Consider the following 17698-nt stretch of genomic DNA (forward strand, 5'->3'; position numbering starts at 1 on the left):
CTTCAGAAGAGTAGTCCGCTACGGCTACTCCTAAAGTTTAGGGCTGTGAATTCAGCTCTCTAACTGTCGATCGAGAAAGCACCCATAATTTCATGGTGCTTTATTTAAGCAAGGCTGTAGAAATTTTAGATAATTTCTAGTTTCTGTGAAAAACTTTTAACCTTGAAAGGAGTCAAATCATGCAAGAAAATAAGGAAAATTCACTGTTTGCTGAACTCACCCCTGAAGAATCAGCTAGTGTCAACGGCGGTTACTATTATGCCAATAATCGCTACAACTGTAACCGTGGGCGCCGCCGCAGTTGGGTAGTGTACCGCCGGAATTGCGACGGTTCCTTCAGAAGAGTAGTCCGCTACGGCTACTCCTAAAGTTTAGGGCTGTGAATTCAGCTCTCTAACTGTCGATCGAGAAGCACCCATAACTTTATGGGTGCTTTTTGCTGATTGGGTAGTTGGTGAGGAGTAGTGTTCATTATGCTCTACTCATTATTCAATTTGCAAAATGTTAAAGAACATCCCTTTGATCGGCAAAATGCCATTATTCGGACAAGTAAACAGATTTAAAAAATACCAGGTTGTAATCCAGCAGAGTGAAGAAGACTGCGGGGCGGCTTGTTTGGCTTCGATCGCCAAATTTTACGGACAGAATTTTACTATTAGTCGTTTGCGAGAATGTGCCGGCACTGGTCAAAAGGGGACGACTCTGCTGGGCTTGAAGCAAGGCGCTGAGGCGGTGGGCTTTAATGCTCGATCGGTGCGAGCAGCCGCTGCTATTTTAGACAAAATTGATGAAGCACCTTTGCCGGCAATTATTCACTGGAGCGGTTATCATTGGGTTGTTTTGTACGGAAAGCAGGGCGACAAATATGCGATCGGCGATCCGGCTGTCGGTATGCGCTATATTTCCAAAGAAGAATTAGCGGCAGGTTGGACAGATTGGCTGTGCTTGCTAGTAGACCCAGATCCCGATCGATTTTTTGCCGAAGCAGACGGTCAACCGCCCGCCAATTCAGTACAAAAATGGATGCGCCGGGTTTGGATTTACCGCCAGCTTTTAATGGAAGCACTGTTGCTGAATATGGTGTTGGGTTTGCTGTCAATTTCTTCGCCTTTTCTCGTACAACTGCTCACCGACGACATTTTGGTACGGGGCGACACGCAACTTTTGGCAAGTGTGGCGATCGCAGTTATAGTTATGAACCTATTTAGCAGCAGTTTGGGATTAGTACAATCAAACTTGATTGCTCAATTTTCCCAGCGTTTAGAGTTGGGATTGGTGATGGAATTCGGGCGTAAATTCCTGCGATTGCCTTTGAGCTTTTACGAAACCAGACGCAGCGGCGAAATTGTCAGTAGATTACAAGATATCCAAGAAATCAATAAATTAGTTTCTCAATTTGCTATCAGCTTGCCCAGTCAATTTTTTATAGCTGTAGTTTCTTTTGTTTTCATGTTATTTTACAGCAAGGAACTGACGCTGGCAGCTACAGTTATCGCTGTGTTCATGACTGCCTCTACAGTAGTTTTTCTGCCCGTATTGCAGCAAAAGACGCGGAATTTATTTGTACTAGAAGCAGAAACTCAAGGCGTTTTAGTAGAAACCTTTAAAGGCGCGCTGACTGTCAAAACTACTAGCAGCGCCCAGCAACTTTGGGAAGAATTTCAAAGCCGCTTCGGTCGCTTAGCGAGTCTTACTTTTCGGACTACACAAATTGGCATTCTCAACAATATTTTTTCTGGTTTTATTGCTTCAGCGGGCAGCATTACCCTGCTGTGGTTGGGCAGCGGTTTGGTGATTGACAAGGTATTGAGTATTGGTCAGTTGCTAGCCTTTATTAGCATGAATCAAAACGTTACTACTTGGGTGACTTCCTTGGTCGAATCTACTGATGAAATGGCTCGCGTCCAGACAGCAACTCAACGGCTTTCGGAAGTTATAGACGCTGAGCCGGAAAGTAAAAGCGATATTAATAAACCTGTGGTAACGCTTCAAGATCGTGACGAAATTGTTTGCAAGAGTGTTAATTTTCACTACCCAGGCAGACTTGACTTACTGGAAAATTTCTCTGTGACGTTTCCCGGCGGTCAAGCAATTGCTTTAATCGGTTATTCTGGTTGCGGAAAAAGTACGTTAGCTAAGGTAATTGCTGGTCTGTATCCGCTGCAATCTGGTAATGTGAGAATTGGCGGTTACAACTTGCAGGATTTGTCTCTCGACTGTCTCAGACAGCAGGTGGTTCTTGTTCCCCAAGAAGCGCATTTCTGGAGCAGATCGATTCTAGATAATTTTCATTTGGGCAGTCCTGATGCCAGCTTTGAACAGATTGTGAAAGTGTGTAAAATTGCGGGGGCTGACGAATTTATCAGTCAATTACCTGATAAGTATCAAACTGTTTTAGGGGAGTTTGGAGCGAATATTTCTGGGGGACAAAGACAGAGATTGGCGATCGCCCGCGCCATTCTCAACAACCCGCCAGTATTGATTTTAGATGAATCTACCGCAGGGCTAGACCCCGCCAGCGAGGCGGAAGTTTTGGAAAATTTGCTGATGTACCGGCACGGGAAAACCACGATTTTTATCAGTCACAGGCCGCGAGTGATCGATCGCGCCGATTGGATTATCATGTTAGAACGCGGCAGGTTGAAACTGCAAGGATCTGCGGCTAAATTGCGATCGGTTCCCGGAGATCATTTAGAGTTTTTGCATCCTTAAACAAGTTATAGTTAGTTGACAATCAATACGGTTCAATAAGATAAGACGGCGGTTGAAACCGCGCCTACACAAACAAAGTCCGCCTCCGCGGACTGAAGAGAATAAGGTAATTTTAACCGCATACTCTTCATCTTCAACCCGCGGAGGCGGGTTTTGTTTGTATCGACGCGGTTTCTAACCGCCCGGTATTTTTATCATCTTCAACCCGCGGAGGCGGGTTTTGTTTGTATCGACGCGGTTTCTAACCGCCCGGTATTCTTAATTAATGAACCCGACAAACCAAAGGAATCGCCTCTTGATTGTCCAGCACCAAACCATACTCCAAACCTTCAACAACCGCCTGACAAGAAGCATCCAAAATATTAGTAGAAACCCCTACAGTTGTCCACCGCTGCTGGCGGTTGCTCGATTCCAATAAAACGCGAGTTTTAGCAGAAGTACCCGCACCAGAGTCGAGAATTCGCACTTTGTAGTCTGTTAGATAAAAATGTGCAATCGCCGGATAAAAATTCACCAAAGCTTTCCGCAAAGCCGAATCCAAAGCGGAAACCGGGCCGTTTCCTTCCGCACATTCCAGAATATTTGTACCGTTGACTGACAATTTGACAGTTGCTAAAGCCGTACAATCTTCGCCAACCTTATCGCAGTGTACTTGAAATCCCTTAATTTCAAACCACCGCTGGCGCTGTTCCAAAGCCTCCCGCATCAACAATTCAAAACTTGCCTCAGCGCCTTCAAATTGATATCCTTGACTTTCCAAAGCTTTTAATTTTTCCAGAATTTGGCGGCAAGCAGGGTTTTTGCGATCGAGCTCAATCCCAAAAGTCTTAGCCTTCGCCAAAACATTACTCAAACCAGCTTGATCCGAAATCACAATTCGCCGGATATTGCCGATTTTTTCAGGTTCCAAATGTTCGTAAGTTAAGGGATTTTTTTCAACCGCTGATACGTGAATTCCGCCCTTGTGAGCAAAAGCCGAAAGACCGACAAAAGGAGCATGATCATCGGGAGCGAGATTGACAATTTCGCTGACAGATCGACTGACTTGAGTTAATTTGGCTAACTGTTCATTTTGAATACAATCATAACCTAACTTTAGCTGAAAATTAGGAATCAATGAACACAAATTAGCATTGCCGCAGCGTTCGCCGTAACCGTTAATAGTTCCCTGCACCATTTTCACGCCTTCTTGCACAGCAGCCAAAGCATTAGCAACCGCAACTCCAGAGTCGTTGTGAGTGTGAATTCCTAAGTGTAAAAATGTTGTACTTTTTGTTGCTAAAAATGCTAAAACATCGCGAACTACTTGAGTTACTTCGTGGGGTAAAGTGCCGCCGTTAGTATCGCAAAGCACCAGCCATTCTGCACCGGCCTCCGCCGCCGCTGCTAAAGTTTGAAGAGCATAATCGGGATTGTATTTGTAGCCATCAAACCAGTGTTCAGCATCGTAAATAACGCGCCTTCCCTGGCTCCGTAAATATTCAATTGTATCTCGAATCATCGCCAAATTTTCTTCTAGGGTCGTCTTCAAACCTTCAATGACGTGCAAATCCCACGACTTGCCAAACAGCGTTACCCAGCGAGTACCTGCGGACAAAATAGGCTGTAACATTTCATCATTTGCTGCTGTCCTTCCCGGCCGTCTAGTCGAACAGAAAGCGACAACTTCTGCTTGAGTTAACGGCTCTTCTTTGAGCCGCCAAAAAAACTGTACGTCTTTAGGATTAGCTCCCGGCCAGCCGCCTTCAATAAAGGGAATTCCTAAACTATCTAACTGTCGAGCTATGCGCAGTTTATCTTCGAGAGATAGGCAGAGTCCCTCGCACTGAGCACCGTCTCGTAGCGTGGTATCGTAGATCCAGAGCCGATTTGTCATGGGAAGTGCGATGAGAATTTGGTAATATATGACTTATCATATTAGATGAATTTATTTGAAATAAATGCGATAATATATAGGAAAGTTAACATAAATCTAATTGGGGTGAATTGCTGTGGTTAAGGTACAAGCGCAAGGAAAAACATTTGAGTGCGATCGCGAATCGAATCTCCGTGAAGTTTTGCTCAAAAACGGTATCGACCTCTACAACGGTAACGCCAAAGTCATCAACTGCCACGGGCTAGGCACTTGCGGCACCTGCGCCGTCAGCATCGAGGGCGAAGTTTCCGAGCCCGAGTGGCGCGAAAAAGCCCGACTTTCGCTTCCTCCCCATTCTCCCGCATCGAACCGCCGTTTGTCCTGCCAGACTAAGGTTTTAGGCGATATTAAGGTGACAAAATATGATGGTTTTTGGGGCCAGGGCTCGGAAACTGTCTGGAAACCGCAAGCATAGATTTTTTGCGGATGAAGGCTGATAAGCTGTACTGCATTTAGATTGCATATTTCGGGCGGGCTAGGAGCATCGCCCCACCGAGAGTATGTAAAAATTGTGCAAAAATTCTAACTGTAAGGTGCGAACACCAGCACCTTACTCTCAAGAATGCCCAGAGGTAAAAAAAGCCAGAAAGTCCATAGAAAAGTCAATGAATTCATCTCAAGATATTCTGATTATTGGCGGCGGAATTATCGGCCTTTCCCTAGCAGTTGAACTGAAGTTGCGAGGGGCTTCTGTCGCCGTTCTCACCGCTGATTCTAAACAACCGACGGCGCGGGCGGCAGCCGGAATGCTTGCCCCCCAAGCTGAACGAATTCCTCCTAGTCCGATGCTGGATTTGTGCTTGCAAAGTCGCTCCCTGTATGCTGCCTGGGTGGAACGGCTGGAAGAGATTACGGGGTTGAAAACGGGGTATTGGCGATCGGGCATTCTCGCACCAGTCTGTCAAAATCAGCCTCAAGAACAGCCACATTTGTTAAACCTTAATTCTCATTGGTTGGACAGAGATGCGATTCGCCAGCAGCAGTTAGGATTGGGTGAAGAAGTAATCGGTGGTTGGTGGTATCCTGACGACGCTCAAGTTGACAACCGCGCTTTATTTCGGACGCTTCAAGCCGCAACTAAAGAATTGCAAATTGAGATTATTCAAGGCAATGCAGGGGAAATTATTCGGCAGGGAAATCAAGTTTTTGGCATTGAAACAACGGCAGGAAAATTGCAAGCAGACCATTATGTTTTGGCGACTGGTGCTTGGTCTGATCAGTTATTGAATGTTCCTGTGTTTCCGAGAAAGGGGCAAATGCTGTCAGTATGCGTACCAGAAGATTGTGGAGTTATGCAGCCGCTGCAAACAGTTTTATTCGGGACTGGCATTTATATTGTACCGCGTCAAGATGGCAGAATTATTATTGGTGCAACTAGCGAAAATGTAGATTTTACTCCGGGAAATACTGCGGCGGGAATCCAAAGCTTGCTAGCAGGAGCTATGCAGTTATATCCCGAATTACAAAATTATCCGATTCTAGAGTTTTGGTGGGGATTTCGCCCAGCAACGACCGATGAGTTGCCGATTTTGGGTGCAAGTGCTTGGGAGAATTTGACGCTGGCGACGGGGCATTATCGCAATGGCATTTTGTTGGCTCCGGTGACGGCTAAATTGTTGGCTGATTCGATTTGGAATCAAAAAATAGATCCGTTATTGGCTGGTTTTAATTATGCGAGGTTTGCATCTTCAAAACTTACTTAAAGCTCTATTTGTAGGTGCGCAGTGCGCACCTTACCGCGTTTATGTAGCGCGTAAAATCATTTTTCAGTAAATCATGATTCGTCAGATTCCTGTTTTTTGGGTTGGTTCAATTCCCTGCATTTAGCGGAAGCCAAATCGTAAGCATTTTGGTAATCTTTGCCGCCTAACATCACATCGCCGTAATATTCATAAGGTTGATTGCCGTAAACCGGTAGCGGGTCATCTTCTGGATAATCTTCTTTTGACTCATCTAGAATTGCTTTGAGTTTCTTGATGCTCAATCGCTGGGCGGGAAAGTAATGAATGTCTTGAGCGCTGAAGCCGAGATGGGGAAAAGTTGGGTCAACAATCCGCTCGTTGAGTTCAATCCAGCTATACTCGATGGGTTTGTACGGTGCTCCGGGTGCAGCTAAAAATCCTTGGATGTAGATTGCGCCTTCGGTGGTTAATGCTGCTTTGGAAGCGTTATCAAAGCAGTTTTTCCGGTTGCTTTTAATGCGAGTGGCGATTTCAATAGAAAGCGTCTCATCTAATAGTTCGCTCATAATCTCTTTTAGTTGCGTGTGCGATTAAATTGTAGCAAGTTAGAGCTCCGAACACAAAGAACGATCGCACTTGCGATCGCTCTTTGTGTTCCCGTTTCCAGGAGTTGAGGCAAAATCCTCTCTGGTGGATGTTGTCTCAATTTTGGCTTTCCGGGGCGGTTTGTCACCTACGCAGGCGGTGTGATACTGGCTGGAAAGTCGATCGCCCGTATCATCCTCCCAACGGATAAAAAGATTTTGGACTCGCCGAATGTTTGAGAGTGCGATCGAGTTATCTATGTAGCAAAGTGGCTAAGGGCTGCACGAATTGCGATGAACCACACCATGAGAGTTGAAAATAGGTACAGGTAGAACCGAAGCATGATCAGATTGAATGTACAATGAACGATGCTATGCAATGCGCGAAAGACAACGAAGATCCAAGCGGCATTCACATAAACTGCATCTACCTGTTTCGTGATGAAGAGGTATAACACCAGCGCATAAAAGAGGACGGGAATCTCGAACAGGTTCTTCAAGTTATCTGATGGATTGGATACGTTTGGTGGCGATATCTGCGCCAGTGTACCAGGTACAGCCAAATCCTTCGGGCTGAGCTTTGTATTTGTGATGAAAGTGATACGGCGGATGTACATATACACCCAGACCAAGAGTGTCAGAAACACCATTGCAAAGAAGGGACTGAAGATTGCATTTTGCATCATTTATACCTTTGAAACTCGCTCGTTCTGAAGATTGGCAGGCGATAAAATCCGCCCTACGCTATGTACAAGGCTTGAAGAAACAAAGAGTAACGTAAATCCAATCAGAGGATGGAGTACCTCTAAGTGAAAAGGACTCTTGAGATGAATGGTAAAAAATTGTAGTCCCAGCAGCATGGGTAGACTTGCGGTGAGACGTTGTATTTTGGGTGAGAATCGAGTCAGGAGCGACCATCCCAGCAATAATAATGACAGCCCGCTATATCCTCGGACTAGCCAAACATGAATATCCCACCATGCAGGATTAACAAAGTAAGCGACTCCAACCGTTAACAATTGAGCAATCAAGCAGAGGTTAAACACGACGGAAATCGCATAAAACCCAATCTGCATCGAACGGATGGGAGCGCGCTCAATTTCGGAATTGATGGTCATGTGCAGTTATTTTTGATACTTTTGATAATATAAGCTGAGTAACTCAGCAATCATAGACCCCGATCGGGTACACTTTTTGCCAGCACGACCATGACAAATTCCTTAAAGCATATATTTGAAGTAATTAATCAGGTCAAGAATGAACAAGATCTGCGATCGCAAGTCGTGCCGAAAATCGGTGAGTATTTTGCAGCTAAGCGATCGGGAGTCTTTTTCTTCGATCGACTGCCCTTGGTAAATAGCAATCTTCAGAAAACACTGCAAAATGGACTATCAATCGAACATAATCCTGTTGTACGTTATTTAGTAGAGCGTCATGCTCCCGTCCACGAAGCATTAGTAGCATCACCCAAGGTTTGGACTATGATTTGTCCTCGACCCGATCATTGGCACGTGATGGCGGGGCCGATTGTAAGCTGCGGTCAATTAGTGGGTGTATTGGGCTGCACTCGCGAACAGTCAATGCCTGCCTTTGATGCACAAAATCTAGCAGATTTGAGTGCAATTTGTTTGCACTTGTCTGTATGGGCTGCAACAGTACGTGCGGCGAAGCTATCCCGTAGGGAATCGCCCTACGAACCTTTCAAAACCGATCGCTTAACGTCTCGTGAATTGCAAATTGCCGAGTTGGTTGCTTTGGGACGAACCAACGCAGAAATTGGGACTGAACTTTGGATTACTGAGAATTCTGTGAAGCAAGCTCTGAAGCGAATGTTCCGCAAGCTTGAGGTTTCATCTCGCGCACAGATGGTTGCACAACTTTCTGCTACGAAACACCATTTGCCAAGTGTAAAACAGTCTCTATCTGATTTGGTACTCAACACTGACCAATAACCTTTTGCTTGCGCCTTCACCGACTAAGCAGCGGTATAACTGAGCGTTAACTTGCAAATGCAGGAACACCAGATCTAACCCAAAACTACCGCCTGTTTTGTGTCTTGTCACATTCTCATTAAGCAAATTATCAAGATTTTTATGTGTCTGCGAATTGCCGTATAGTATGATTTATAGTTCTGGATTATCAGACCTTTTGCATGAATTTTCGATCGATAAATTGACTGCTGATTCAGGGCAGATGCAACACAGATCGACGCAGATGTATTTCAAGATAGTTGATGACTTTTGCAATTTTGTCGATCGCCCATATAGCCCGCAAATAAAAAGTTTTCGGGAGTCGCCCAACTTTTGAACGTGCGATCGAGTTCAAAGTTGAACCATTGTGGAACGGTAAAGTGTGCCACAGACGATGCAAGCCACAAGAGTGTCATACCTCACCCAACGCCGATCGCCTTTGCCACCAACCAGTCGTATTAATGCGTTCCGGTGCAGCGATTTGTGGCGCTGGTGACAGATTTCACAGTTTTTTATGCAAACAAGCCAAAATTGTGATAAGCTCATAGATGTGCAAAAATCGGTTTCAACGAAAAGCAACCGTTGGAAGAAACGGGGAAAGTCCGGTGTAAGTCCGGCGCTGTCCCGCAACTGTGATGAGATGATACAGTCTCTTAGTCAGAAGGCCCGCCGATATCGCAAACCTGTTCTTTTTCGTCTACGAGGCATAGATGATGGTTAATTCAGCTTTCTCAAAATTTATGTGTTTTGGCGATCGATCTATTGACTTAGAACGATATTGATTGGACTTCACTGATTCCTGATAGATTTTAGTCGGTAATAGTTTCTGCGTAAATGTGAATAAAAGGCGATGTCTACCAATCGCTAACTATTTCCGTGTAGTCTGTCGCTACTCTACAGTAAAATCATCATACTTTGTAACTGTTTGAACTCAGCCTCAGTATATTTTTGCTGTCAATTTTCACAAATTTAATCATTGAAATAAGTTGAGTTATGACGATTCTAGCTGAGACATTGAGATATCCTCGGATTGGTAAAAACCTAGAAGTTAAGAAAGCCCTGGAAGCATTTGCGAGTGGGAAATCAGAGACAGATGCTTTATTTCAGACTGTTCCCTCGCTGAAAAATATGGTGAAATATGCTAAAGTGCTGGGGGATCAAGCCAATGCAAGTTGAAAATAACAAGCGGCAAGGTAGCTTTAGCTATTGGCAGAATAAGTTCATCCACCAAAATATGCTGACAATTGGATACACAGCTTGGAATGGATTTTTAACCCTTGGTCGAGGTATGACGGTTTGTGATGTCGATCTACCTGTCAATGCACCTGTAAATTGGCAGACTGATACAATTCCGCATTACTTGCAATTCATCACTGAATTATCAGTAACAGATTATTTACGACGACTCGAATTAGAGCCATGCGCCATTTCAAATTTGCTTCAAATTATTGCAACATACAATCCCACCCAAGAAATTATTATTCTGCTAACAGGTGACGGTCAAATTGAAATCGATTTACTGCAACGGTTGGCGATTCCTCCGGTTGATTGTTATGACCAAGTACGTCAGCGTTGGGGTGAATTTCAACTCTACGATACAAGCCAAATGAGAAGACAATGAACTCAATATTATCAGCAGGTTTATTAAATATGGGTTAAAAGCAAACTGCCATTAATTTATTTTTATAATGGCAAAACGCCCACATTCTAATTCTCAGTTCAGCACTTATCCACACTACAAACATACTCAATGAAAAGCGCGATCAAAAAGTCAGATTTTGTGCTATCTCCTTACATGAAGAGCAACAATTTCACAGCTACTTGCCAAATACTCAATACAGTCATTCCCTATACATTTTTATGGTTTTTAGCATTTAAAGCTGCTGCCATTTCTGTATGGCTTCTGCCACCGATAATCGTGTTAATGACACTTTTTTCTGGCCGTTGTTTCTCTTTGATGCACGATTGCGGGCACTATTCTCTGTTTAGTTCCAAAAAAGTCAATCGCACCGTGGGTTTCCTGCTAGGTATCATCAATGCGATTCCTCAGTACCCCTGGTCGAGGGGACACGCCTATCACCACAAACATAATGGTAATTGGGATATGTACCGAGGCCCTTCGGCGTTGATTTCTACAGAAAAGTTTGCGGCGCTAAGTCCATTTAATCAAAAGATATATCAGTTGCTGAGACACCCATTTATGCTGTTTCCTGGTGGTTTTTTCTACCTGATCATTAAGCCCAGACTCGCGCTGATTTTGGGGACTGTTGGTTTTATTCAACATATTTTTACTTGTCTAAATCAAGATTCTGGCATGGGTTTATCTGGAATCATTGCCTCTTATAAATCCAAACATTGGTATACGACGGCTGAGTTTCGGGATTTACTCTTCAACAATATTTGTGTTGTTGGTAGCTGGATTTATCTGAGCAACTTACTTGGGGTGGGGTTTTTCTGGAGTGTTTACTCAATTGTGATGACTTGTTCAGCGGCGATATTTATTTGTATCTTCTTTGTTCAGCATAATTTTGAGGGTTCCTACGCTCATAAAACAGAGGGTTGGGACTATCTTCTTGGCGCAATTGAAGGCAGCAGTTATCTAGAATTACCAGCTATTCTTAATTGGTTTTCGGCTGATATTGCTTACCACAATATTCATCATCTTTCTGAGCGAATCCCTAATTACAATCTTCGGGCGTGTCACAATGCTAATCTTCACCTGCTTGGCAATTCAACAATCCTGACCATTCGCGATATTCCTGATTGTTTCAAGTTCATTCTTTGGGATGCTGATTCAGATAGTCTGCAATCGATTGCATCATTTGAAGAAAAATTACAAATTCAATTGCTCAATGTAGAAAAACCGAAGGTTGAAACCGCTCTTGTACAAGCAAAATCCTAAAAAAGTGGGTTAAGGAACGAGGCCTAAAAATTATGTTGTCTTATTCAGTCTGTGGATACGGAGATAGTTTTGGTAGGGGCGGTTGAAACCGCAGTATTATCTTATAATCGTTCAATCGCTCCATTTTTTTGGGCAATTTTAGCATATAGCAACTGCCACAGCGGTGAGGACATAAATAACCTCATGAATAGAGCCGATACCCGTCAAGCATAAATGGTTTGATTCCCCTACTATGGAACTGTCAACTGTCAACTGTCCACTGTTATACATTCTGCTCTGGAGATCGGGTAAAAAATGAATTTTTTTGTTGTACTTGGAGTTTTGTTTGTACTACTTGCGATCGCCCTTACGATCTATTTAATCACGGCTCGCCCTTATCAATCATCCGATTCTGTGGCCAATTCCTACGATGAATGGACGGAAGACGGCATTTTGGAATTTTATTGGGGCGAACATATCCACTTGGGGCATTACGGTGCGCCGCCACAACGGAAAGATTTCCTCGCAGCTAAATCGGATTTTGTGCATGAAATGGTGCGCTGGGGCGGCTTGGATCAATTACCTGCTGGTATTACCGTCTTAGATGTGGGCTGTGGAATTGGTGGTAGCAGCCGGATTCTGGCGCAGGATTATAAGTTTGCTGTCACCGGGATTACTATCAGCCCGCAGCAAGTTCAACGTGCTCAAGAATTAACTCCCCCAGAACTTGATTTGCAGTTTCGGGTGGATGATGCTATGGCGCTGTCGTTTCCAGATGGGAGTTTTGATGTGGTTTGGTCGATCGAAGCTGGGCCCCATATGCCAGATAAATCCGTGTTTGCGAAAGAGTTGATGAGAGTCGTAAAGCCCGGTGGCGTGCTAGTTGTGGCGGATTGGAATCAAAGAGACGATCGCAAAATCCCGCTCAATTTCTGGGAGAAACCTGTAATGCAGCAACTGCTGGATCAATGGTCACATCCGGCTTTTTCAAGCATCGAAGGCTTTTCAGAACTTTTAGAAGCAACGGGGTTGGTGGAGGGCGTTGTGACTACCGCAGATTGGACGAAAGAAACCCTTCCTTCATGGATAGATTCTATCTGGCAAGGCATTGCTAGACCGGCCGGATTAGTGCGTTTTGGTGTATCGGGTTTCATCAAGTCTCTGCGAGAAGTACCGACTCTTTTACTAATGCGGTTAGCATTTGGTGCGGGGCTTTGTCGCTTTGGAATGTTCCGCGCAATCCGAGCAAATTCGATAGAGAGAAGTCTGGCGGTTGAAACCGCGTCTAGACAGGCAAAACCCGCCTCCGCGGGTTGAAGACATTGCAATTAAAATTAAGAAGACTGGCGGTTGAAACCGCGTCTAGACAGGCAAAACCCGCCTGCGCGGGTTGAAGATATTGCAATTAAAATTACGTTATTCTCTTCAGTCCGCGGAGGCGGACTTCGTTTGTGTAGACGCGGTTTCAACCGCCGACTTCGTTTATATAGACGCGGTTTCAACCGCCATATTCGTTTATATAGACGCGGTTTCAACCGCCGTATTCGTTTATATAGACGCGGTTTCAACCGCCATATTCGTTTATATAGACGCGGTTTCAACCGTACGTCCTATCTTATTTGAATATGAGTTAGCTCATAGACAGATTTGGGAGAATCTGGCAAACTGAGAGTAAGGTTAAATAGGAGGTCAAATCTATGACCAATACTACTCTCAATTTTAAGACTGCGCCGGGCCATGAAGTCCTAGCAGCCGCTGGCAAGACAATGCTGAGGCCGGGGGGAAAAGCTGCTACAGAAATGTTATTAGAATTGGCGGATTTTAAGTCTGGGGATACTGTTTTGGAGTTGGCGGCGAGTTTTGGATATAGTTCGATCGCCCTTGCAGAACGTTTTGGTGTAAAAGTAGTGGGAGTTGAGAAAAATCCCGACAGTGTGGCGCGCGCCCGTGCTAACGTTGCAGCAGCGGGTTTGAGCGATCGCGTGGAAATTATCGAAGGAGATATTTTGCACTTGGATCGGATTACCCAAGAGTTTGATTGGGTGTTGGCTGAAGCTATTCTGACGATGCAGTCGCCGTCGGGGAAAGCAAAGATTTTATCAGGAATTGGCGATCGGCTAAAACCGGGTGGCAAGTTTCTCTCTCACGAACTTTTAGCCAAAAACCGAGAAGCAGAAATTCACAAAGCTTTATCGGAAGTGATTCGAGTTAATTCAACACCTTTGTCTGAGTCGGGCTGGATTGCTCTTTGTCAAAACGCGGGTTTGCAAGTAGAAAAGTGTCAAACCGGGGCGATGGGACTTCTCAACTTGCGGCGAATGCTTGATGATGAAGGCTTTGTGGGTACTGCGCGAATTTTGTGGAATGTTTTAAGCCGATCGCAAATTCGCGATCGTATCTTAGCAATGCGTCGAGTTTTCCAGAAGTACCAACAGGATTTAGGCTACATCATCATCTGTGCTCAAAAACAATCTTAACGGAGTAAAAAGTTATGACTGCTACCATTTTACCACTACAATCTTCATCAATCCAACTCAAAGACACAATCGAATATCCCGCCACCGGAGTGCTGAGCAAAATTTTAGTCAAAGACAATAATTGTCAGCATACTTTACTTTGTTTGGCAGCAGGTTCGGACATTGCCGAACACCATTCAGCGCGGAATGCGACAATTAATGTAGTCGCAGGAAAAGGAGTTTTGACGCTCGAAGGTAAGGATATAGTTTTGGAACCGGGAGTATTTGTATTCATGCCCGCACGAGCGCCTCACGCTTTGAAAGCTGAAGAAAATTTGGCGTTTGTTTTGACATTTTCGGAGTGAAAATAAGACCCGGCGAATGGAATTCGTGAGAATAAGACCGGCGAATGGAATTCGTGAGAATAAGACCCGGCGAATGGAATTCGCGGCGACACAAACAAAACCCGCCTCCGCGGGTTGAAGAATGAGTGGTTAAAATTATCTGATCTTGAGTCTGCGGAGGCAGACTTTGTTTTTGTAGACGCGGTTTCAACCACCGTCTTATCTTCGTTGTAGGCGCGATTTAAACCACCGTCTTATTTTCGGGAAGGCTTTAATCTATTTCATCTCCAGAGGCAATACCCTCCAATTTGTGCCAATCCAACACAGTAATTTTACCGCCTCGACTGTAGGATACAAACGGCTTGAGTTTCTTAAATAAGCGCACGCATTCTTCATAGGTAATGCCAATACTGCGAGCAATTTGATAGTATGGCAAACGTTTTTCTAAACATACACTATTATTTACAATCTTCGTGCCTTGCTCGATGCCAAAGTAATGAATGAATCGGGCCAGCCGCACGATCGCCCTTTCCGACACCAAACCGTGTACAGTCTCATGTAGTTGCTGCAACCGCTGGTTAAAAACCGCCAATATTCGCAAAGCAATCTCAGGATTTTCTCGAATTGCTGCTAGCAAAAAATCCCGTTCTGTGGTAATAACCTCCACATCAGTTTCAGCAGTCACCGTTGCCGGCGCAATCCCGTCACCCAACAAAGCAGGCGCAGCAAACATATCTCCCTGAAATAGGGTGCGGAGAATTGTTTCTTTACCCGCCACCGCTGTTTTTGCCACCCGCAGAGAACCGCTCAAAAGCGTGTATAATTTTTCGGGGATGCGATCGCCCTCATACATCACAACTTCTCCCTGTCGGTAAGTCCGAATTGCTGTATGTTCTTGCAATTGCTCCAATTCAGTTCGGTTTAAGCTGGCAAATATCCCAATTTCGGCCAGTTGCTCGACAGTTGCTTTCATACATTTAACTTTAGGCGATCGGAGTCCATTGAGAGTATAATAACGGTGAATTCAGAATATATCCAGACAAGCAAAGCCATCTACGAAAATGCCGAACCCGAATATCAGCGATATTATTTTGATGAGGTAGCTGGCGGATTTGTCCTCATCCACCAACAACACAATCTTAATAATTCGGAAATCTTTGTTGCTGAAGTTTTGGCTAAAATAGGCAAGAGAGTTAAAATTTTGATCGAACAAGCAGCAGAGGGTGTGAGAACGCCAGATGCTGAGATTGACGGTCAGATTTGCGAATTTAAGGAGTTGACAGAACAGACTCAAAATATTAGAGACAGAGTGCAAGAAGGCATCAGTAGAGCAAAAAAGCAAGGTGCAGCAACCGTTATTTTTCACATCAACCGAGAAAATTACGATGTCTGGAAAATCAACGCTGGCATCAAACAAGCTCTGTTCTGGGATACCGAAAAGCAAATTCAAAAAATATTTTTTGTTGTCAACAGCGAACAAATTCAAATCATCACAAGGGAAGAGTGGAAAAATGGAAGATCATTTCAGCGAATTTAAAGAGATTGTAACGCGGGGATTGCAGAACAATATGCCGCGAGATGCTAAATTAATTACTTTAGGGCAAATTTTATCTGCTGTTACCCACGACGATCTAACTATTGAAGAAGCTTGGCAGCTTGAAGCAATGCTCGGAGGTCGAAAGCAGTGGGAAGAGGCAGTAGAATACAGCATTTTTGGCTATCCAGTAGATACAGCAACGCCATCTTTAGATAAACCTCTGGTGATTGCTGGCAAAACTTTTCATTCTCGCTTGATGACGGGGACGGGAAAATATCGCAGCATTGCCGAAATGCAGCAAAGTGTCAATGCTAGCAGGTGCGAAATTGTGACTGTAGCTGTGCGGCGGGTGCAGACAAATGCTCCCGGTCATGAAGGATTGGCAGAGGCTCTTGATTGGACTAAAATTTGGATGCTGCCCAATACTGCTGGTTGTCAAACTGCGGATGAGGCGATTAGAGTGGCTCGTTTGGGCCGGGAAATGGCAAAGCTTTTGGGGCAGGAAGATAATAATTTTGTCAAGTTAGAAGTGATTCCTGATGCTAAGTATTTGCTCCCAGATCCGATCGGCACTTTGGAAGCCGCAGAGCAATTAGTCAAAGAAGGTTTTGCCGTTTTGCCTTACATTAATGCCGATCCGCTGCTAGCAAAACGCCTCGAAGAAGTCGGTTGTGCAACTGTCATGCCTTTAGGTTCGCCCATCGGTTCCGGGCAAGGGATCAATAATGCTGCCAATATTCAAATCATTATTGACACGGTGAAAATTCCTGTGGTAGTCGATGCCGGAATCGGCACTCCCAGCGAAGCGGCCCAAGCAATGGAAATGGGCGCTGATGCACTGTTGATTAATTCGGCGATCGCCAATGCCCAAAATTCCCCGGCGATGGCAAAAGCAATGGGAATGGCAGCAGAAGCGGGACGTTTAGCGTACTTAGCAGGAAGAATGCCTGTCAAAGATTATGCGATCGCCTCTTCCCCCGAAACAGGCACTGTCAACTCAAAATAAATTCCTGAACTTAAGGGCGGCGCTTTGATAGCGTTTTTTGGTAAAGTGATGGCAATCAAAAATATTGAGGATTGTTGCCAATGCCTTATACTACCGAAGAAGACGGACGCTTGAACAACTTTGCCAAAGAGCCGAAAGTCTACGGCGCCGAACCTCCCGACAAAAACCAGCAGCGGAACTACATCATCCTAGGTGTTGCAGCATTCCTGTTGGTGGCCGGTTTGGTGTATGTGGCTGCTTCAGTCTAAAAGCTGAGCTGACACTCAAACCTGCTTCAAATCAAAATTTTAAATAATCATTCAACAAACCATGTTTCCCTACCAAGGTCAACATGGTTTTTGTGTTTCAATGAAAAGCAGGTAGTTGCGATAATCCTGAACAGTGCCGAGCGAGCTGAAAAACTAAATAAGACCAGCAGAAATTTGGTGGTTTGCTTGGGGCGATGAGGTTCAGGGACTTGGCGGCAATTAATCAGACGGCAGCGTCAAAAATATAAAATTGCTAATTGAAAATCTACAATCCTGTGGTGGTTAACGGTGCGATTGACTGCCGAATGGGTCGGTGTTGCGATCGCCTATCGGCGATTTCAACTCTCAACTCTATAATCTACA

General features: G+C 44.6%; 20 protein-coding genes and 1 riboswitch. Of the genes, 14 read left to right on the forward strand and 6 right to left on the reverse strand.

The annotated features are described in order from the left end of the window. Positions 1-179: 179 nt before the first annotated feature. Both QUB52_RS05710 and QUB52_RS05715 read left to right on the forward strand, forming a co-directional pair. On the forward strand, positions 180-368 hold the full coding sequence (locus QUB52_RS05710; RefSeq protein ID WP_265238196.1) for a hypothetical protein: 189 nt from the start codon (positions 180-182) through the stop codon (positions 366-368). Between the two features lie 133 nt (positions 369-501). Next, positions 502-2712 (forward strand): peptidase domain-containing ABC transporter, encoded by a 2211-nt coding sequence (locus QUB52_RS05715; RefSeq protein ID WP_332968112.1) that lies wholly within the window; start codon positions 502-504, stop codon positions 2710-2712. A 262-nt stretch (positions 2713-2974) separates the two neighbouring features. Here the strand turns inward: QUB52_RS05715 and cimA are convergent, their stop codons facing one another. Further along, complete coding sequence (gene cimA, locus QUB52_RS05720; RefSeq protein ID WP_332972315.1) at positions 2975-4588, reverse strand: citramalate synthase; 1614 nt, start codon at positions 4586-4588, stop codon at positions 2975-2977. Between the two features lie 115 nt (positions 4589-4703). Here cimA and QUB52_RS05725 point away from each other — a divergent pair, with 115 nt between their 5' ends. Further along, positions 4704-5042, forward strand: coding sequence for a 2Fe-2S iron-sulfur cluster-binding protein (locus QUB52_RS05725; protein WP_194066975.1), 339 nt, complete (start codon positions 4704-4706; stop codon positions 5040-5042). Positions 5043-5232: 190 nt separating this feature from the next. Then, the gene (gene thiO / locus QUB52_RS05730) at positions 5233-6330 is read left to right on the forward strand and encodes a glycine oxidase ThiO (RefSeq protein WP_332972316.1); all 1098 of its coding nucleotides are present in this window, start codon (positions 5233-5235) and stop codon (positions 6328-6330) included. Positions 6331-6401: 71 nt separating this feature from the next. Here the strand turns inward: thiO and QUB52_RS05735 are convergent, their stop codons facing one another. From QUB52_RS05735 to QUB52_RS05745, 3 genes are all read right to left on the reverse strand, one after another. Then, positions 6402-6875 (reverse strand): hypothetical protein, encoded by a 474-nt coding sequence (locus tag QUB52_RS05735; RefSeq protein ID WP_265238206.1) that lies wholly within the window; start codon positions 6873-6875, stop codon positions 6402-6404. Between the two features lie 275 nt (positions 6876-7150). After that, entirely contained in the window at positions 7151-7579 is a 429-nt protein-coding gene (locus tag QUB52_RS05740) for an MAPEG family protein (protein ID WP_332972317.1), read from the reverse strand. Continuing rightward, on the reverse strand, positions 7580-8011 hold the full coding sequence (locus tag QUB52_RS05745) for a DUF6220 domain-containing protein (RefSeq protein WP_332972318.1): 432 nt from the start codon (positions 8009-8011) through the stop codon (positions 7580-7582). It lies immediately after the preceding gene. A gap of 90 nt (positions 8012-8101) precedes the next feature. Here QUB52_RS05745 and QUB52_RS05750 point away from each other — a divergent pair, with 90 nt between their 5' ends. Continuing rightward, entirely contained in the window at positions 8102-8845 is a 744-nt protein-coding gene (locus tag QUB52_RS05750) for a LuxR C-terminal-related transcriptional regulator (protein WP_332972319.1), read from the forward strand. 269 nt (positions 8846-9114) lie between these two features. Here QUB52_RS05750 and QUB52_RS05755 read toward each other — a convergent pair whose 3' ends face one another. Beyond that, the gene (locus tag QUB52_RS05755; RefSeq protein ID WP_332972320.1) at positions 9115-9279 is read right to left on the reverse strand and encodes a hypothetical protein; all 165 of its coding nucleotides are present in this window, start codon (positions 9277-9279) and stop codon (positions 9115-9117) included. A gap of 127 nt (positions 9280-9406) precedes the next feature. Continuing rightward, positions 9407-9551, forward strand: a riboswitch (cobalamin riboswitch). A 305-nt stretch (positions 9552-9856) separates the two neighbouring features. On the opposite strand from QUB52_RS05755, the gene QUB52_RS05760 reads away from it, so the two are divergent. From QUB52_RS05760 to QUB52_RS05785, 6 genes are all read left to right on the forward strand, one after another. Continuing rightward, positions 9857-10039 carry a hypothetical protein gene (locus QUB52_RS05760; RefSeq protein WP_265238217.1) on the forward strand — a complete coding sequence of 61 codons (183 nt, stop codon included), beginning with the start codon at positions 9857-9859 and terminating at the stop codon, positions 10037-10039. Beyond that, complete coding sequence (locus QUB52_RS05765) at positions 10029-10484, forward strand: hypothetical protein (protein WP_265238219.1); 456 nt, start codon at positions 10029-10031, stop codon at positions 10482-10484. Before QUB52_RS05760 ends, QUB52_RS05765 begins: the two co-directional genes overlap by 11 nt. Before the next feature lie 129 nt (positions 10485-10613). After that, positions 10614-11765, forward strand: a complete 1152-nt coding sequence (locus QUB52_RS05770; protein WP_332972321.1) for a fatty acid desaturase — start codon at positions 10614-10616, stop codon at positions 11763-11765. 294 nt (positions 11766-12059) lie between these two features. Continuing rightward, positions 12060-13061 carry a methyltransferase domain-containing protein gene (locus QUB52_RS05775; RefSeq protein WP_332972322.1) on the forward strand — a complete coding sequence of 334 codons (1002 nt, stop codon included), beginning with the start codon at positions 12060-12062 and terminating at the stop codon, positions 13059-13061. A gap of 380 nt (positions 13062-13441) precedes the next feature. Beyond that, complete coding sequence (locus tag QUB52_RS05780; protein ID WP_332972324.1) at positions 13442-14221, forward strand: SAM-dependent methyltransferase; 780 nt, start codon at positions 13442-13444, stop codon at positions 14219-14221. 14 nt (positions 14222-14235) lie between these two features. Continuing rightward, positions 14236-14565 (forward strand): cupin domain-containing protein, encoded by a 330-nt coding sequence (locus QUB52_RS05785; protein ID WP_332972325.1) that lies wholly within the window; start codon positions 14236-14238, stop codon positions 14563-14565. 250 nt (positions 14566-14815) lie between these two features. Here QUB52_RS05785 and QUB52_RS05790 read toward each other — a convergent pair whose 3' ends face one another. After that, the gene (locus tag QUB52_RS05790) at positions 14816-15517 is read right to left on the reverse strand and encodes a Crp/Fnr family transcriptional regulator (RefSeq protein WP_332972326.1); all 702 of its coding nucleotides are present in this window, start codon (positions 15515-15517) and stop codon (positions 14816-14818) included. 45 nt (positions 15518-15562) lie between these two features. On the opposite strand from QUB52_RS05790, the gene QUB52_RS05795 reads away from it, so the two are divergent. From QUB52_RS05795 to psb34, 3 genes are all read left to right on the forward strand, one after another. Further along, on the forward strand, positions 15563-16081 hold the full coding sequence (locus tag QUB52_RS05795; protein WP_332972327.1) for a hypothetical protein: 519 nt from the start codon (positions 15563-15565) through the stop codon (positions 16079-16081). Beyond that, positions 16056-17087, forward strand: coding sequence for a thiazole synthase (locus QUB52_RS05800; RefSeq protein WP_332972328.1), 1032 nt, complete (start codon positions 16056-16058; stop codon positions 17085-17087). Before QUB52_RS05795 ends, QUB52_RS05800 begins: the two co-directional genes overlap by 26 nt. An 80-nt stretch (positions 17088-17167) precedes the next feature. Beyond that, positions 17168-17335 (forward strand): photosystem II assembly protein Psb34, encoded by a 168-nt coding sequence (psb34, locus tag QUB52_RS05805; protein ID WP_265238234.1) that lies wholly within the window; start codon positions 17168-17170, stop codon positions 17333-17335. Positions 17336-17698: the final 363 nt, after the last annotated feature.

Origin of the sequence: Microcoleus sp. A6-C6 (assembly GCF_036705955.1) — a bacterium.
Taxonomy (GTDB): Bacteria; Cyanobacteriota; Cyanobacteriia; order Cyanobacteriales; family Microcoleaceae; genus Microcoleus.

What these genes read in the sequence shown, in the direction of transcription:
- QUB52_RS05710 (WP_265238196.1), top strand. Translation starts at nt 180, where the DNA reads ATGCAAGAAAATAAGGAAAATTCACTGTTTGCTGAACTCACCCCTGAA.
- QUB52_RS05715 (WP_332968112.1), top strand. Translation starts at nt 502, where the DNA reads ATGTTAAAGAACATCCCTTTGATCGGCAAAATGCCATTATTCGGACAA.
- cimA (WP_332972315.1), bottom strand. Translation starts at nt 4,588, where the DNA reads ATGACAAATCGGCTCTGGATCTACGATACCACGCTACGAGACGGTGCT.
- thiO (WP_332972316.1), top strand. Translation starts at nt 5,233, where the DNA reads ATGAATTCATCTCAAGATATTCTGATTATTGGCGGCGGAATTATCGGC.
- QUB52_RS05735 (WP_265238206.1), bottom strand. Translation starts at nt 6,875, where the DNA reads ATGAGCGAACTATTAGATGAGACGCTTTCTATTGAAATCGCCACTCGC.
- QUB52_RS05740 (WP_332972317.1), bottom strand. Translation starts at nt 7,579, where the DNA reads ATGATGCAAAATGCAATCTTCAGTCCCTTCTTTGCAATGGTGTTTCTG.
- QUB52_RS05745 (WP_332972318.1), bottom strand. Translation starts at nt 8,011, where the DNA reads ATGACCATCAATTCCGAAATTGAGCGCGCTCCCATCCGTTCGATGCAG.
- QUB52_RS05750 (WP_332972319.1), top strand. Translation starts at nt 8,102, where the DNA reads ATGACAAATTCCTTAAAGCATATATTTGAAGTAATTAATCAGGTCAAG.
- QUB52_RS05755 (WP_332972320.1), bottom strand. Translation starts at nt 9,279, where the DNA reads ATGACACTCTTGTGGCTTGCATCGTCTGTGGCACACTTTACCGTTCCA.
- QUB52_RS05760 (WP_265238217.1), top strand. Translation starts at nt 9,857, where the DNA reads ATGACGATTCTAGCTGAGACATTGAGATATCCTCGGATTGGTAAAAAC.
- QUB52_RS05765 (WP_265238219.1), top strand. Translation starts at nt 10,029, where the DNA reads ATGCAAGTTGAAAATAACAAGCGGCAAGGTAGCTTTAGCTATTGGCAG.
- QUB52_RS05770 (WP_332972321.1), top strand. Translation starts at nt 10,614, where the DNA reads ATGAAAAGCGCGATCAAAAAGTCAGATTTTGTGCTATCTCCTTACATG.
- QUB52_RS05775 (WP_332972322.1), top strand. Translation starts at nt 12,060, where the DNA reads ATGAATTTTTTTGTTGTACTTGGAGTTTTGTTTGTACTACTTGCGATC.
- QUB52_RS05780 (WP_332972324.1), top strand. Translation starts at nt 13,442, where the DNA reads ATGACCAATACTACTCTCAATTTTAAGACTGCGCCGGGCCATGAAGTC.
- QUB52_RS05785 (WP_332972325.1), top strand. Translation starts at nt 14,236, where the DNA reads ATGACTGCTACCATTTTACCACTACAATCTTCATCAATCCAACTCAAA.
- QUB52_RS05790 (WP_332972326.1), bottom strand. Translation starts at nt 15,517, where the DNA reads ATGAAAGCAACTGTCGAGCAACTGGCCGAAATTGGGATATTTGCCAGC.
- QUB52_RS05800 (WP_332972328.1), top strand. Translation starts at nt 16,056, where the DNA reads ATGGAAGATCATTTCAGCGAATTTAAAGAGATTGTAACGCGGGGATTG.
- psb34 (WP_265238234.1), top strand. Translation starts at nt 17,168, where the DNA reads ATGCCTTATACTACCGAAGAAGACGGACGCTTGAACAACTTTGCCAAA.